Annotated in this window: 10 protein-coding genes, 1 tRNA gene and 1 pseudogene; 5 read left to right on the forward strand and 7 right to left on the reverse strand. The window is 67.4% G+C overall.

The genetic code is table 11. The features are described 5' to 3' along the window. The 3 genes from VNO22_06630 to VNO22_06640 all read right to left on the reverse strand — a co-directional run. Positions 1 to 286 (reverse strand): hypothetical protein (locus tag VNO22_06630; protein HXG61028.1); only part of this gene is annotated, 286 nt, incomplete at its 3' end. Next, positions 283 to 825 carry a sigma-70 family RNA polymerase sigma factor gene (locus VNO22_06635; GenBank protein HXG61029.1) on the reverse strand — a complete coding sequence of 181 codons (543 nt, stop codon included), beginning with the start codon at positions 823 to 825 and terminating at the stop codon, positions 283 to 285. The genes VNO22_06635 and VNO22_06630, both read right to left, overlap by 4 nt. A 71-nt stretch (positions 826 to 896) precedes the next feature. Further along, on the reverse strand, positions 897 to 1,727 hold the full coding sequence (locus VNO22_06640; GenBank protein ID HXG61030.1) for a class I SAM-dependent methyltransferase: 831 nt from the start codon (positions 1,725 to 1,727) through the stop codon (positions 897 to 899). Positions 1,728 to 1,780: 53 nt separating this feature from the next. Between VNO22_06640 and VNO22_06645 the strand changes: the two genes are divergently transcribed. After that, the gene (locus VNO22_06645) at positions 1,781 to 2,704 is read left to right on the forward strand and encodes a LysR family transcriptional regulator (GenBank protein ID HXG61031.1); all 924 of its coding nucleotides are present in this window, start codon (positions 1,781 to 1,783) and stop codon (positions 2,702 to 2,704) included. 18 nt (positions 2,705 to 2,722) lie between these two features. Here the strand turns inward: VNO22_06645 and VNO22_06650 are convergent, their stop codons facing one another. The 4 genes from VNO22_06650 to VNO22_06665 all read right to left on the reverse strand — a co-directional run bounded on the left by VNO22_06650 (position 2,723) and on the right by VNO22_06665 (position 9,214). Further along, positions 2,723 to 5,287 (reverse strand): hypothetical protein, encoded by a 2,565-nt coding sequence (locus VNO22_06650; protein HXG61032.1) that lies wholly within the window; start codon positions 5,285 to 5,287, stop codon positions 2,723 to 2,725. Between the two features lie 52 nt (positions 5,288 to 5,339). Then, a complete protein-coding gene (locus tag VNO22_06655) occupies positions 5,340 to 8,294 on the reverse strand; it encodes a PAS domain S-box protein (GenBank protein ID HXG61033.1) in 2,955 nt (984 codons plus the stop codon). Between the two features lie 47 nt (positions 8,295 to 8,341). Then, positions 8,342 to 8,418 (reverse strand) — tRNA-Cys (locus VNO22_06660). Positions 8,419 to 8,794: 376 nt separating this feature from the next. After that, positions 8,795 to 9,214, reverse strand: a complete 420-nt coding sequence (locus VNO22_06665) for a hypothetical protein (GenBank protein HXG61034.1) — start codon at positions 9,212 to 9,214, stop codon at positions 8,795 to 8,797. A 345-nt stretch (positions 9,215 to 9,559) separates the two neighbouring features. On the opposite strand from VNO22_06665, the pseudogene VNO22_06670 reads away from it, so the two are divergent. From VNO22_06670 to VNO22_06685, 4 genes and pseudogenes are all read left to right on the forward strand, one after another. Then, positions 9,560 to 9,613 (forward strand): annotated as a pseudogene (locus VNO22_06670) (heavy metal-binding domain-containing protein). A 54-nt stretch (positions 9,614 to 9,667) separates the two neighbouring features. Continuing rightward, the gene (locus VNO22_06675; GenBank protein ID HXG61035.1) at positions 9,668 to 10,858 is read left to right on the forward strand and encodes an efflux RND transporter periplasmic adaptor subunit; all 1,191 of its coding nucleotides are present in this window, start codon (positions 9,668 to 9,670) and stop codon (positions 10,856 to 10,858) included. Between the two features lie 9 nt (positions 10,859 to 10,867). Further along, complete coding sequence (locus VNO22_06680) at positions 10,868 to 14,272, forward strand: CusA/CzcA family heavy metal efflux RND transporter (GenBank protein HXG61036.1); 3,405 nt, start codon at positions 10,868 to 10,870, stop codon at positions 14,270 to 14,272. Continuing rightward, positions 14,269 to 14,841 carry a hypothetical protein gene (locus VNO22_06685; GenBank protein HXG61037.1) on the forward strand — a complete coding sequence of 191 codons (573 nt, stop codon included), beginning with the start codon at positions 14,269 to 14,271 and terminating at the stop codon, positions 14,839 to 14,841. Before VNO22_06680 ends, VNO22_06685 begins: the two co-directional genes overlap by 4 nt. Positions 14,842 to 14,845: the final 4 nt, after the last annotated feature.

Here is a 14,845-nt window from a genome sequence, read left to right on the forward strand (position 1 = left end):
CGACGATCCCCGCCAGCAGGACCGCCGCCGCGGCCGCCGCCGCCCATGGGGCCCATGGGGTCCCTGCGGCTTTCCCCGCCGCCCGCCGGCGGCCCGACCGGCCCGTTCGACCCACCGCGTGGACCCCTTCCAGGCGGCGGGAAACCTCCGCCAGGGCCGTCCATTCCTGGAGAAACTCGACGAACCGCCGCGCCGCGGCGGGATCCTCCAGAAGTTCCTTGAGCCGCACGGTCTCTTCCGGCGAGAGTTCGCGGCGCAGGTATTTTTCGAACAGTTCTTCGCTCATGGTCCGCCTTCCAGAAGCGGGAGTTGCCGGGTCATGCATTCCTGAAGCTGCTTGCGCACGCGCGACAGGGAGAGCCGGATCGCGTTGACGCTGCGCTTCTGGCGCTCGGCGATCGCCTCGCAGGATTCCGAACGCCCGTAGAATCCCGCCAGGATCTCGACCGCCCGGGCGTTGAGAAACGACATGCACCGCTCCAGCGCGCGATGCATCAGCGACTGGCGCTCGGCGGCCTCCTCGTCGAAGTGTCCGTCGAGGGTCTCGGTCACCTGGATCAGGAGGGCTTCGTCGAGAGGCGACGCCTGGCGCATCCGGGCGCGACGCGCTTCCTGAGCCTTGTGGCGCACGATTTCCCGGACCCAGCAGAAGAGGCTGGTGCCGGGCCGAAAGTCGGACCAGCGGTTCATGACCACGATGAACGCGTCCTGGACCACGTCCTCCGCCTGGGACCAGTCGCGAAGCAGCGCGAAGGCGTACCCCATCAGGGCGTCCCGATAGCGGAAGGCGGCCTTGACGACCTCGTCACGACCCAGGGTCTCCATAGACCATCCCCACCGCCGGAAGTATATGACCGGAACGAAGCCGACATGTCGGGGGAATCGACGCCGCCCGGCTACGGTCGGACGAATCGGTAGAGCCGGATCTTCTCCTGAAAGGCGACCTCCCTCTCCCATTCCGGCGCGAACTCCGTGCGGAGGCGTTCGAGAAGCGCCGGGGACGCGCGGGTGCCGAAGTACGGGGCGTACGCGCGGGCGGCGATCCGGGTGTACATGTCCCCCACGGTCAGGCGCTGGGGCCAGACGACCTCGCGCGTCTCCGCGGGCCGGAGGAAGCGGGCCAGAAGTTCGCGGAACGGCCCGATCCAGGTGCTCTTGAGGGGCGGGTCGAAGGGTTCGGCCAGAAGCTCGAAATACCGGCGGATGAGGCGGGACACGGGATCCTGGCCCGTCCCGCCCCGCTCGTTGGAGAGATAAAGAATGCCGCCGGGGCCGGCGAACTCGGTGACGAAGAGCGATCCGCCCTCGGCCACGCATCCCGCCAGGGGCGCGGCCACCGCGCGCCACTCCGCGATCCGGTGGATGACGAAAAAGAGGGTCACCAGGTCGAAGGTCCCCTGTCCCTCGAGATCGCGGCGGACGTCGAGGACCCGGACCTCCACATTCCGCAGCCCTTCGCGGGCGGCGCGCTCCCGGAGGCGGTCGAGGCAGGCCGGGACGATGTCTCCCGCCACGATTCGGTCGGCCGGATCCGCGCGCCGGGCGAAGGGGAGAACGTCGTTGACGCCGGTGGCGGTCCCCAGGAAGAGGCACCGTCGCGGAGGCGGACGCCTCACCGCGGCATGCAGGCACGCCGCCGCCGCGGAGGCCGTCTCCTCGGGCCACGCCTGATAGGCCTCGTAGGCGCCAGCCGGATCCGCGGCCGGCGCCGTCGCCTCCCGCCTCATTTCGGGCTTGATCGTACGCCCGCGGGGGGTTATTCTGTATTCGAATTATACCTATGAGCACAATAAAGATCCTCGATAGAGATCTGCCGCTGCGCCTCGAATGGCTGCGGTCCTTCCTCGTCGTGGCCGAGACGGGGGGATTCAGCCGGGCGGCCCGGGAGCTGCATCTCTCCCAGCCGGCCGTCTGGACGCACGTGCGGGAGCTCGAGGAGAACCTCGGAACCAGGCTTCTGGAGCCCGTGGGGGGACGCGCCCGCCTCACGCGCGCCGGCGAGACCGCCGCCCGGGAGGCCCGGCGGCTCCTCGAAGGAGTGCGCGCCTTCCGGGAGGCGGTGGCCGAGGCCGAGACGACCGTGCAGGGCGTCCTGGCGCTCGGCGCCAGCACCACGCCGGGCAACTACCTGCTTCCCCCCGTCATGCAGGAGTTCGAACGCCGGTACCCCAAGGCGCGTGCGACCCTTTCGATCGGAAACAGCGCCAAGATCTTCGACCGCCTGCGCTCGAACGAGGTGGACCTGGGCGTCGTGGGCATCGAGCCCGAGGGGACCGAGTTCGCGGTCGTTCCCCTGTGCGAGGACGAACTCGTGCTTTTCGCCTCCCGGCGCCATCCGCTGGCCCGGCGGCGGGAGGTCTCCGCGGAGGATTGGACGCGCGAGCGCCTCGTGGTGCGGGAGCCGGATTCGGCCACCCGGAGGCTCACGGACCGGCTGCTCGCCCGCCGGGAGGCGAGGCCGCCGCTCATGGAGCTGGGATGTCCGGAAACGGTCAAGCGCGCCGTCGCGGCGGGGCTCGGAATCGGAGTCCTCTCGCGATTCGCCATCGCCGGCGAGGTGCGTCACGGGGAACTCGTGGAACTTCGGGCCCCGGGCTTCCCCATCCGGCGCAAGATCTACGCGGCCTACCCGCGCCGCAAGCACCTCACGCGCCTGATGACGAGTTTCCTCGAGCTTCTGGAGAAAGCGGCCTCGCGCCGATAAGCTCCGCGGCCGAAACCGTCAGCGCAACTCCACTTCATACCACAGGGTTTTCCAGCGCGGACCCAGCTCGATCCAGGCGCGCCCTTCCGGCGCCCCCGTCACGGGAAGCTCCGCCTTCCGCGCCCCCCGGCCGTCCAGCGCCCACGCCCGCGCCCGCTCCGGCGGACGGGGAATCCGAAGGCGCGCCGGAATGCCCTCCACCCGCGTGGGAGCCCCGCCCCAGTTCCGTCCCACGCTGGAGCGCGCCGCGTCCTTCCACGCCATGCCCGTGTTTTCGATCCACCCCGTCGCCGTCACGAGCCACCGCGACGTCGAAACTTCCGTGGCCGTGAGCGCGCACCAGCCGTCCTGCAGCGTCGCTCCCACCTCCACCGTCCAGTCGCCCAGTTCCCAGGCGCGACCTCCGGCGAAGCCGACGACCGCCCGGCTCCGCGGGGCGGCCACGGTCACCACCCCGCGATCCGGCCGGCGCGCGTCCCAGACCACCTCGCCCGTGTCGGAGACGAACCGCGCCTCGGCCGGCGGCGTCCAGGCGCGCGCCCCCGCCGGCGGATCCCCCGGCCTGAGCGCCAGCCCCACCCGGTGAACGAGCGCCGCCTCGGGCGCCAGCCCCGCGTGATGCCCCGCGGCCACGTCCCAGGCGTGCGACCGCTCCAGGACCTCAAGCTCCCGATCCGTCCCGAAGGGCACGGCCACGCATCCCTCGGCGGGACGGACGTCCCCGCGGCGGAACATCGCCGCCGCGGGAAGAAGCGTCGCCATTTTCCCCGCGTGCCCCGCGATGTCGAAAAACCCCGAGATCCGCCCCTCGTCCCACGCGTCGTTGCGGTGCGAATACGAGTAGACGTAAATCGCATCCCAGTCCTGAAGCGCCGCATACGCCGCCAGAAGGAGAAACCCTTCCGTGCCGTAGGTATTCGGCGCCGCGTGGTTGTACTCCGTCACACTGAAGGGCTTCCCCAGGACGCGGCGCGACGCCAGGCCCGGAAGCGTGCCGCCGCGCGCGTTCACCATGCTTTCGTTCTCCACGATCCACCGGTCGGGATCCCACGGCCGTCCCGGGAACTCCGGGTGCTTCCAGTAGGCGTGGGCGTCCACGACGTCGAGCTCCGCCATGAGTCCCGGCGTGCTGCATCCGACGATCGTGCCGATGAGAAGCGCCCGGACGCCCAGATCCTCGCGGAGGAACCGAGCCATCGCCCGCCAATAGCGCGCCTCCGTCTCCCGCAGAAACCGGATCCAGTCCCGCACCGCCTCCCTCGGACGCCCCGCCGGCGGATGCTCCAGGAAGGGCCGGACCGTTCCCTCCTCCGGACGTTCCCCGGGCTCCAGGCCGACACGCCCGCCGGGACGCAGCGACACGTCCGCCAGCTCCACCATCCCGACGCGGGTTCCCAGACCCGTCACGAGAAGCCGGCCCGTCGGGCTTCCCTCGGCGGGAATCCCGCAGAATCGGAACTCCCGGGTCTCCGGACCGAGCGGGACGTCGAACTCCCACCCCAGGCCGCGCCACGGCGCGTGCGCCTGCGCCAGGGACACGCGCACCGTCCCGGCCGGCTCGGCGCGGGCCCGGAACCGGAGCGTGTAGGGACGCCCCGCTTCGATCTTGAGCCCTCCGTGCACGAGCTGGACGTGCCACCCCTGGCTCCCCGGACGCGTCACCCGGACGCGCATCCCGCCCGCGCCGAGAGGCGACGCTTCCGCCTCGGCCTTCTCGTGGCGCTCCAGCGACCACGCGCCGCCGAGCATCTCGTCGCCGAACGGCTCCTCGCGGACCCCCCACGCGCGGGCCATCGTCTCGAACGACCCGTGCCGCTCCCGGAGCCACGCGTTCCACTGCCGCCGGAGGTCCTCCTGAAGGAACGCCGGAAGGCCCGCCAGCGTCCCTTCCTTCCAGGCGTGCAGAAGCCCGTTCTCGTTATGAATCTCGACGAAGGCCACCGCCGGATCCTCGGCGTAGGTGAAGCCCCGGTGGGGATTGCGCCGCGCCAGGAGATCGCGCGCGTAGGCCTTCTGGAGCTCCAGAAGCGGCGCGTGAAAAAATCCCGCCGCGTGGCGGGCCTTCGGGGGGACCGATTCGATCTCGCGAGGAAGCCCGTCGGAAGCTCCGAACGGGCGTCCCACGAGGAGATTGAGATTGGAGTAGATGCCGCGGCGCGCCAGGCAGGCCACGAAGAAATCCAGGCGTTCCAGAGCCTCCGGCGCCAGAGCGCGCGGGGCGCCCGGTCCCGGCGCCCAGAGGCCCTGCGGCCAGCGGGAGGTATCCAGGTGGTGGAAGCGCACGACGTTGACGCCGAACCGCGCCAGCCGCGCCGCGACGCGGTCGGCGTCCTCGCGCGCGGGGAAGTTTCCGGCGAACGAGAGATTGACTCCAAGGAACCGCGTCCTGCGGCCGCCGGCCTGGAGGTGTCCGTCCGGCCCCGCCTCGACGCGCGCCAGGGGCGCCCCCGTCGCGGTCAGATCCGTAACCTCCGAGGCCCCCTCTCCCTCCGAAAGAACGAAGGGGAAAAGCCGCTCCTCGCGCGACGGATTCTCCTGCGGAAGCGCCGCGGGAACCGAAACCAGGAGCAGGAGCAATCGCATCGGCCGCCATCATACCGGGCAGGGGCGGTCGGACGCACGTTTTCCGGCCGGGTCAGGCGGCCGGAAGCTCGATCCAGAAGCGGCTTCCTTTCCCCGGCTCGCTCTCCACCCCGACACGGCCGCCCATCCGGTCGGCCGCTTTCTGGACGATCGCCAGGCCGACCCCCGTGCCGGGGTATTCCTGCGCCGTGTGCAGGCGCTCGAAGAGGCGAAAGAGCCGATCCCAATACTCGCGCGCGATGCCGATCCCGTTGTCCTCGACCCACAAGCGCACCCGCCCGTCCCGGCGCTCGGCGCGGACGCGGACCCGGGGCGGCACGCCGGGAGCGACGAACTTGATGGCGTTGGAGAGATAATTCTGAAGCGCCTGGCCGAGCAGAAGCCGGTCGCCCCGAACCGGCGGGAAGGGCTCCTCGAGCGCGACCTGAGCGCCGCAGGCGGCGATTTCCTCCTGCATGCCCGCCAGGATCTCGCGCAAAAGGGACGTCGGATCGATCGTGCGGACCTCGAGGTGCGTGCGCCCGACCCGGGCCAGGACGAGGAGGTCTCGCGTCAGGGCGTCCATGTGGCGGGCGGCCGCCGCGATGCGCCGGAGGCTGGCGCGTCCGTCCTCGTCCAGGCGCTCGGCCTTTTCGGCCAGCAGGATGTCCGCATAGCTTCCGATGGCGCGGATGGGCGCGCGGAGGTCGTGGGAGACGCTGTACGTGAAGGCCTCCATCTGAAGGAGCGCCTCCTCGAGTTCGGCCGTGCGGCGGGCCACGCGCTCCTCCAGGGTCGAGGTCAGCTCGCGCACTTCCCGATAGAGGCGGGCGTTGTCGATCGCGTAGGCGGCCAGGCGCCCCAGCTCCTGCATGAGTTCGAGCTCGGCCTGGCCGAGGCGGCGGCCCGATTCCGCCGTGGCCACCGAAAGGGCCCCGATCGTGCGGCCCCGCGCCCGCAGCGGAACGCACAGGGAGGAAACCAGGGCCAGGGACTCGATCCGGCGCCGGTGCTCCTCGCTCCGGACGGCGTCGCGGACGATCTCCGGGGTAAGCTCCGGGATGAGTTCGGGCTCCCCTGTGCGCAGGACCTTCGGATAGCCGTGGGGCAGGTCGGGATCGAGGGGATAGAGCGCCAGCATCTCTTCGACGAGCCGAACGCGGGCCGGATCGCGGTGATAGAGCCCCATGTGACGGACCGTCCCGTTTTCCTGGAGCAGATGGACGGCGCACCAGTCTCCGAAACGGGGCACGACCAGGCGCGAAACGGTCGCCAGCGTGGTCTCGACCTCGAGCGAAGAGGCCAGGGTCGCGCTCGCCTCCGTCAGGAACGCCTGCCGATCCCGCGCGCGCCGCTGATCGTCGATGTCGGTGGCGACTCCCAGCCATCGGGAGACCCGGCCTTCGCCGTCGCGCAGCGGAACGCTTCGGGCCAGGAACCAGCGATAGGCGCCGTCCGCCCGGCGCAGGCGGAATTCCGCCTCGAACGGTTCGCCGGCGGCCACGGAGCGCCTCCAGCGCTCCCGCACGGCGTCGCGGTCGTCCGGATGAAGGATCCCGATCCATCCCTCGCCCGACGCGGCTTCCGGAGCCATGCCGGTGTGGGCGAGAAAGCGTCCGTTGACGTATTCCCAGAGGCCGTCCGGCCGCGCCATGAAGAGGATTTCGGGGACCTCCTCGGAGAGGACGCGGAAGCGCTCCTGGCTTTCGCGAAGGCGCTCCTCGGCATCGCGGCGCTCGAGGAAGCGTCCGATCGCGCGGCCCAGGTCCGCCGTCATCTCGAGCATTTCGGGATCCGGCGGTTCCGGCCGGCGGCTGAAGACTTCGATCACGCCCCGAAGGCGGCCGGGCTCCCCCACAGGGAATCCGAAGCCGCCGGCCAGGCCGGCGCGCGCGGCGAACGAGGCGCGACGAAAGGCCGGGTCTTCGCGGATGCGTTCGAACCAGTGCGGGGCTTCCTGCTCCCAGATGCGGCCGGGCAGGACTTCTCCGCGGCGAAACTCCCTCCGGCGGCTGTCCTCCAGGAATTCGGCGAACGCTCCGGCCGGTTCCGGCCAGGCGTCGCCCAGGCGCAGAACGCCCGCCTCGGGATCCACGCGCCAGTAGAGGGCCACCGGCCAGCCCAGTTCCCGGCAAAGCGCCTGGAGGATCGCGCGAACCGCTTCCTCCGGCCGCGGCGAGGCCGCCAGGATCCGGGACACGACGCGGTCGAGGTCGGCGCGCGTGGCGCGGCGCTTCCGGTCCGTGATGTCCCGGACAAAAGCGCTGAAGGACCACCGGCCGCCCACCTGAACCGGGATCACCGCGAGCTCCACCGTGAACTCCTCCCCGGAGCGCCGGAGCGCCTCGATCTCGATGCGGCGGCGGAGAATCGGCCCCTGGCCCGTCGCCAGAAAGCGCGCCAGCCCCGTTCGGTGGACCTCCCGATATCGCTCGGGAACGATCAGGTCGGCCATCGGCCGCCCCAGGGCTTCCTCCCGCGACCAGCCGAAGATCCGCTCGGCCTGCGGGTTCCAGCCCGTGACGCGGCCCTCTTCGTCCATGGTCACCACGGCGTCGAGGGCCGAGTCGAGGATGAGCCGGAGGGCCTCCGCGCGTTCACGGAGCTCCGCTTGGGCACGCTCGAAATCCCGCCGGAGGTCCGCCTCCCGGACGGCGCGGCGGACGGACGCCCCGAGGGCCGTGAGGTTATCCTTGAGGATGTAGTCCGTCGCGCCCGCCCTGAGGGCCTCGACGGCCCGTTGCTCGCCCACGTGTCCCGAGACGAAGATGAAGGGAATGCCGGGGCGGCGCTCCCGGGCCAGGGTCAGCGCTTCGAGGCCGGTCAGGGAGGGAACGGAATGATCCGAGAGAATGAGGTCCGGCGGCTCCTCCTCCGCGAGCGCCCGCAGGAATTCCTCGCGTCCCTCCACCCGGCGGAAGACGAAGCGGATTCCGGAGGCGCGAAGGGCGCGCTCGACGAGGAGGGCGTCTTCGAGATCGTCCTCGAGGCTGAGGATCCGCAGAGGGGCCCGCGCGTCCCGCATCATCCTGGATGCATTCTTGCACAGCGGACGGCGGGAAACAACGGGCGTTTTGGAGGTGGCGGCCGGATTTGAACCGGCGAATAGCAGTTTTGCAAACTGCCCCCTTAGGCCACTTGGGTACGCCACCCGGTCGGGACGCGCCGCGCAAAGGGGCCCCCGCGTCGGGGAGTCTAAAGAGTCGCCCCTGGACAATCAAGTCTTTCGCGCCCCCGGGAAGCCTCGGCGCGTTCTCCTGGGTCTTCCGGCCTCGTCCGTATGGCGAAGCCCCCCGCCGGCCGAACCCCGCGAAGCGCGCCGCTTCGGCCGTCCTGACCCTCGAGGCCGCCCGTCGGAAAGATGAGGAGGGGTTCCGCAAAATCCACGGGCCTTCCGGCTGCCGGGCTTCCCTGCCGGCGGGGGAGGTGTTCAAGACGCTGGAGGAAGCCCAGGGGGGGGATTGCGACCTTGGGACGGCAGCGCAATGCAAAGCGATTCGAAGGCCTGAAAATCGGGAGCGCCCCACTTTAACGCTGCGAGCCGGCGGATTGAAGACCGCACGCGCCGGAGGCGGCATTTCGTGAAGACGCAAACGGAGGCGCGTGTCCGATCTGAAAGCCGACGCGCCGTTCGGCAGCATCCCGCTTGGACAGAGTGACCCGAGTGATCATCTCGTAAGGCACAAAGACGAAATCCATATCTTCGCAGGATTTTGCATCCCTGAAGACGGCGACCGTCATCCATCGAGCCGTCAGGATCTCGATGTGGCAAAGATCGAGCTCTTGGCCGTCCCCCAGCTGGAGGAGCACCACCGCGACATCCCCCGACCGATTCCGGCAAAGGGAGGTTATACGCTCACGGAACACCGTGGCGAAGAATTCCCGGTTGAAGGGAGCGCGGTTGTCTCCGGCGTTGGCCGTTTCGACCTTCGACCGGGCTTTGGCCATAGACCTCCTCCGAATAAGCGGCGAACGTCTCCAGAGGGGAAGACTGCAAAGGGTGGGCCAAGCGGCAATGCGGCGTCGTTCGCCGGCGAGGAAGTTTCAACCCAGGAAATTCCGCGCCGTCGAGGAATCTTCCGCATCACGTGTCCCCTGATTCGTTGATCTTCGAGAAGAGAACGGAGGGTATGGGCCTTGCTTATTTCAGTCCGCATGAGAAAGACGGCTTCCCTTTTGTTGGCGCTTTTCGCATCCGCGTCGATGGGATTCGGCGTCGCCGTCCTGTGGTTGCGAGCCTCCGCGCCCCCCTCGTCCTCGGAGGGGCAGGTCAAGCCGCTGTGGACCTGTTCGATGCACCCTCAGGTCATCCAGGATAAGCCCGGGAATTGCCCCATTTGCGGGATGAAGCTTGTCCCGCTCAGGCCGGAGCCCTCCGCCCCGCCGGACCAAGAACGGAAGGTGAAGTATTACTGGGATCCCATGATGAAGCCTCCGTACATCTCGGACAAGCCGGGCAAGAGCCCCATGGGAATGGATCTCATTCCGGTCTACGAGGATGAAGTTCGCGCGGGTCCCACCGTGACCATTGATCCGATCATGACGCAGAACATCGGGATTCGGACCGCGCCGGTCGAGGAAGGGCCCCTCTTCGTGTCGGTTCGAACGGTGGGATACTTTCGGGAGGCGGAACCGCGGCAACGCGACATCACCCTCAAAGTCGGAGGCTGGATCGATAAACTGCATGCCGACACGGAGGGGATCTTCGTCAAAAAGGGAGCTCCGCTCTTCGACCTTTACAGCCCCGAACTCCTGGTCGCGCAGGAGGAACTTCTGACGGCGGTGCGTGCGCTCGATCGGCTCTCCAAGGAGGCCGACTCGGGCCTGCGCACTGACCGTCAGCGGCTCGTCGAAAGCGCTCGCCGCAAGCTCTCTCTTTGGGATGTACCCGCCGAAACGATCGATGCGATCCTCCGCGAAGGAGCCGCCCAACTCCGCATCACGTTCGTCAGTCCGTCCGATGGATACGTCGTCGAGAAGAGGGTCGTGCAGGGATCGGCCGTCGAGGCCGGGATGAAGCTTTTCCGGATCGTGGACCAGAGCATCCTCTGGCTGGATGCCCAAATCTACGAAGCCCAACTGCCCTCTCTGGCCCTGGGACAAAAGGCCAAAGCCATCGTGAGCAGCCTTCCAGGACGCGATTTTGAAGGCGAGGTCGTCTACATCTCCCCATCCGTCCATCCCGCGACGCGGACCGCAGTGGCGCGCCTCAGCTTTCCCAATCCGAACCTCGTCCTCAAGCCCGGCATGTATGCCACGATCGATCTCCGGGTGCGGGTTGCGGGCCGAACGCTCATCGTTCCGCGCGAGGCGGTCCTCGAAACGGGAGTCCGACAGATCGCCTTCGTCGCGCGTGACGGTGGGCATTTCGATCCCCGGATTGTTCGCGTGGGGGCCGAGACGGGGGACGGTCGAGTCCAAATTCTTGAGGGGCTCGCGCCGGGGGAGAAGGTTGTGACGAGCGGGCAGTTCCTCTTGGACGCCGAAAGCCGCATGCGCGAGGCGATCCAGAAGATGACGGGGGAAAACTTGCTCCACCCCCCACCGCCGGCGAAGCCCGAGGAAAAGTCGCGGCCTTCTCACCTCCATTAGGAGGACGTGATGATCCGAAACATCATCGAGTACTCCGTCCGGAATAAGGCGCTCGTCCTTTTCCTCACGGCGATCGTCACCGTGCTCGGTGTCTGGGCCGCCCGCACCATCCGCCTTGACGCGATCCCCGATCTTTCCGACGTGCAGGTCATCATCGTCACGGAGTACCCTGGCCAAGCCCCTCAGGTCGTCGACGACCAGGTCACCTACCCCCTCGCGACCGCGATGCTCTCCGTCCCCGGCTCGACTTTCGTTCGCGGCTACAGCATGTTCGAACTCTCCTTCGTCTACGTCCTCTTCGAGGATGGGACGGACATCTACTGGGCGCGGAGCCGCGTCCTTGAATACCTGAACTTCGCCCGCGACCGCCTGCCCAAGGGAATCGAACCCAAGCTCGGGCCCGACGCCACCGGCGTGGGATGGGTCTATCAGTACGTCCTTCATCCGGGCTACTATTGCCCCGAGCATCCCCGGGGAATCTGGCATGACGCGAAAGGCGCGTGGTTTTCAAAGCCTGGAGAGGGGCTTGCGAAAGTTCGTGCCTTCGACACTCCTGGGCAGTGTCCCCTCGATGGAAGGGACCTCGTCCCCGCAAACCAGGACCTCGCGCAACTGCGGAGTCTTCAGGACTGGTATCTGCGATATCCTCTGACGGCCGTCGAGGGGGTCTCCGAAGTCGCTTCGATCGGCGGTTTCGTCCGCCAGTACCAAGTGGTCCTCGACCCTAACCGCCTCCTGGCATACAAACTGCCGCTCAAGGATGTGGTCATGGCGATCGAGCGCTCGAACCGCGATGTGGGCGGAGCCGTGATCGAAATTTCCGAAAACGAGTACATGGTTCGGAGCCGCGGGTATCTCAATGGACTGAAAGACCTCGGAAAGACGCCCGTCGGCCTGGGCGATGACGGCACTCCCGTGCTCCTGGCGAACGTGGCCGCCCTTGAAGTCGGCGGCGAGATGCGGCGCGGGGTGGGCGAATGGAACGGCCACGGCGAGGCGGTGGGCGGAGTCGTCGTCGCTCGCTTCGGAGAGAACGCCTACAAAGTGATCCGGGACGCCAAGGCGAAGCTCGCGCAGCTCGAGGACGGCCTTCCGCCCGGGGTCTCCATCAAGACGACCTACGATCGCTCGGCCTTGATCGAGCGCGCCGTCGAGACACTCAACCGCGCCGTGATCGAAGAATTGGTCGTTGTGGGCATCATCGGCTTCGTCTTCCTGGCTCACGTCCGGAGCGCGGTGGTGGCGATGATCGTTCTCCCGATCGGCCTCCTCATCTCGATTCTCGTCATGCAGATCCTGGGGATCAACGCGAACATCATGAGCCTGGGCGGCCTGGCCCTCGCGATCGGGGTCATGGTGGATTCGGGCGTCGTGATGATCGAGAACGCCCACAAGCACTTGGCGATGGAGGAGGAGAAAAAGGGGCGGGGGGAAGCCGTGCGATCCCGGACGGAAGTGATTCTCGAGGCGGCCAAGGAAGTGGGCCCGAGCCTTTTCTTTTCGCTTCTCGTCATCACGGTATCTTTCCTTCCCATCTTTGTTCTGGGGGACCAGTCCGGACGTCTGTTCAAGCCTCTGGCTTACACGAAGACCTTCGCGATCGCGGCAGGCGCGATCCTGGGAATCACGATTGTTCCCGTCCTCATGATCACCTGTATTCGAGGGAAGCTTCCCAAGGAGGAAAGGAACCCCGTCAACCGGCTCTCCGAGGCGGCTTACGCTCCCTTATTTCGCCTGGTCATGAAGTTCCCCAAAGCGACCCTTCTTGCGGTCCTCCTCATCGGCCTTTCGACCCTCTATCCTCTCTCAAGAATCGGAACCGAGTTCATGCCGCCCCTCGACGAGGGAGACCTCCTTTACATGCCGACCACGGACCCGTCGATCAGCGTGACCAAATCGAAGGAGCTCCTTCAACAGACGGACAAACTCATCAAGACCTTCCCGGAAGTGGTGAGCGTCCACGGGAAGATCGGACGGGCCGAGAGCGCCACGGACCCGGCGCCGCTCTCCATGATCGAGACCGTCGTCCAGCTGGAGCCGGATACGACGAAATGGCCGAAGCGCAAAGTGGATTATTTTTTCAGCTCCTGGCCGGGCTGGCTCAAGTGGCCCTTAACGATCACCTTTTGGCCGGAGGAGCGGAAGATCACAACCGAGGAACTGGTTCATGGCTGGACCGACCCGGACGGGACGCGCCATCCGGGCTTGAACGAGGTCGTAAGCCTCCCCGGGATCGCCAATGCCTGGCCCTATCCGATCGAGAACCGGATCAACATGCTCACGACCGGGATCAAGACGCCCGTCGGGATCAAGGTCATGGGGGACGACCTCGGGAAGCTTTCCGAGATCGCCGAGCATATTGCGGTCTCGATCCGCAAGGTGCCCGGCACGCTTTCGGCCTATCCCGAGCGGACGATGGGAGGTTACTACCTCGACATCCAGGTGAGACGCGAGGAGGCGGCGAGATACGGTCTCACCGTGGGAGATGTCCAGGATGTGGTCATGTCGGCGATCGGCGGGATGAACGTGACGACCACCGTGGAAGGGCTCCAGCGTTATCCGGTCAATGTCCGCTACGCGCGGGAGCTCAAGGACGACCTTCCTTCCCTTCGGAGGACGCTCGTTGCGGCCCCGACCGGCCTTCAGGTCCCGCTGGAGCAGCTGGCCGAAATCAGCATCAAGCCCGGTCCACCCATGATCCGGAGCGAGAACGCCCAGCGGACCGCGTGGGTCTTCGTAGACATCGCGGGCCGAGACCTGGGCGGCTACGTCAAGGAAGCCAAACGGGTCATTGGGGAAGAGGTCCCGCTTCCGGCCGGCACCGCGCTCGTCTGGTCCGGCCGGTTCGAGTATCTGGAGCAGGCGAACAAACGCCTGAGCGTGGTGATTCCGGTCACGCTGGCCCTCATCGTCCTCCTTCTCTACATCTCGAACAAGAGCTGGTTCCGGGTCTTCGTGGTGCTGGCGGCAGTTCCCTTCAGCCTGATCGGCGCCTTCTGGTTTCTTCATGCCCTGGGGTACAACATGAGTCTTGCCGTTTGGGTCGGAATCATCGCTCTGCTGGGCGTCGACGCCGAGACCGGCCAGGTCATGCTTCTCTACCTCGACACGACCTTTGAACGCTTCAAGTCCGAGGGCCGAATGCGTACCCCCAAAGATCTCTTCGACGCGGTCTACGAGGGGGCCGTGAAACGGATCCGCCCGAAAACGATGACGGTTGCGACGGACATGATCGGCCTCCTCCCGCTCATGTGGGCGACCGGGACGGGGGCGGACGTGACCCGCCGCCTCGTGGCTCCTTTAATCGGCGGGATCGCGGTGAGTTTCTTGATGGAACTCCTCGTCTATCCCGTGATCTTCTATCTCTGGAAGCGGCGCCGTCTTCGGAAGGAAGGAGTGTGGGCGGCGGCATGAGAAAGAAAGTCCGGAACTTTTCGCCTTTTCTTCCCGGCGCGCGTGCCTTCCGCCCGGCGGGGGAAGAGGCGGAGCGCGATCGTGCGACGAAAGCCTGTCCCCGCGAGACGCTGCCCCCTTTGCCCCAGGACGCCTCCCTCGATGCGATCCCGCACTCTTCCTTTCTCGCCAACGGCGATCTTGAGGCACGCTGCCGGCCATGGATCGCCGCGACGGCGCAAATCCTCCGGGATTCGAGTTCGATGACGACGGTGAAGCTCACCTGCGCTCAGATGATCGACAATCCGGTGACCGCATGGCCCCAGATCCCCTTCGGCGTCGCAAACGACTCCATGACCATCATCCCCTGGCCGCGCACGGTCGGGACGGCGGCACGGCGCGCTCTTGAGATCGCTCCCGCCGCTGGCGCCCGGTTCGAGCCGGCGCGCCTTGAACTTCGAGCCCGGACCCTCGGCGCCTGTCTTGAATACGCCTTCCTTGCCGTTCTTCCCCGAGTCGTCCGTCATGTCGTAAACGCAGAAGGTCGTCCTGTTTCGCCTGCGGACCAAGACGCGGCCCCCCCGGGCTGATTTC

The sequence above is a fragment of the Planctomycetota bacterium genome, from assembly GCA_035574235.1.
In the GTDB taxonomy this organism is placed as follows: Bacteria; Planctomycetota; MHYJ01; order MHYJ01; family JACPRB01; genus DATLZA01.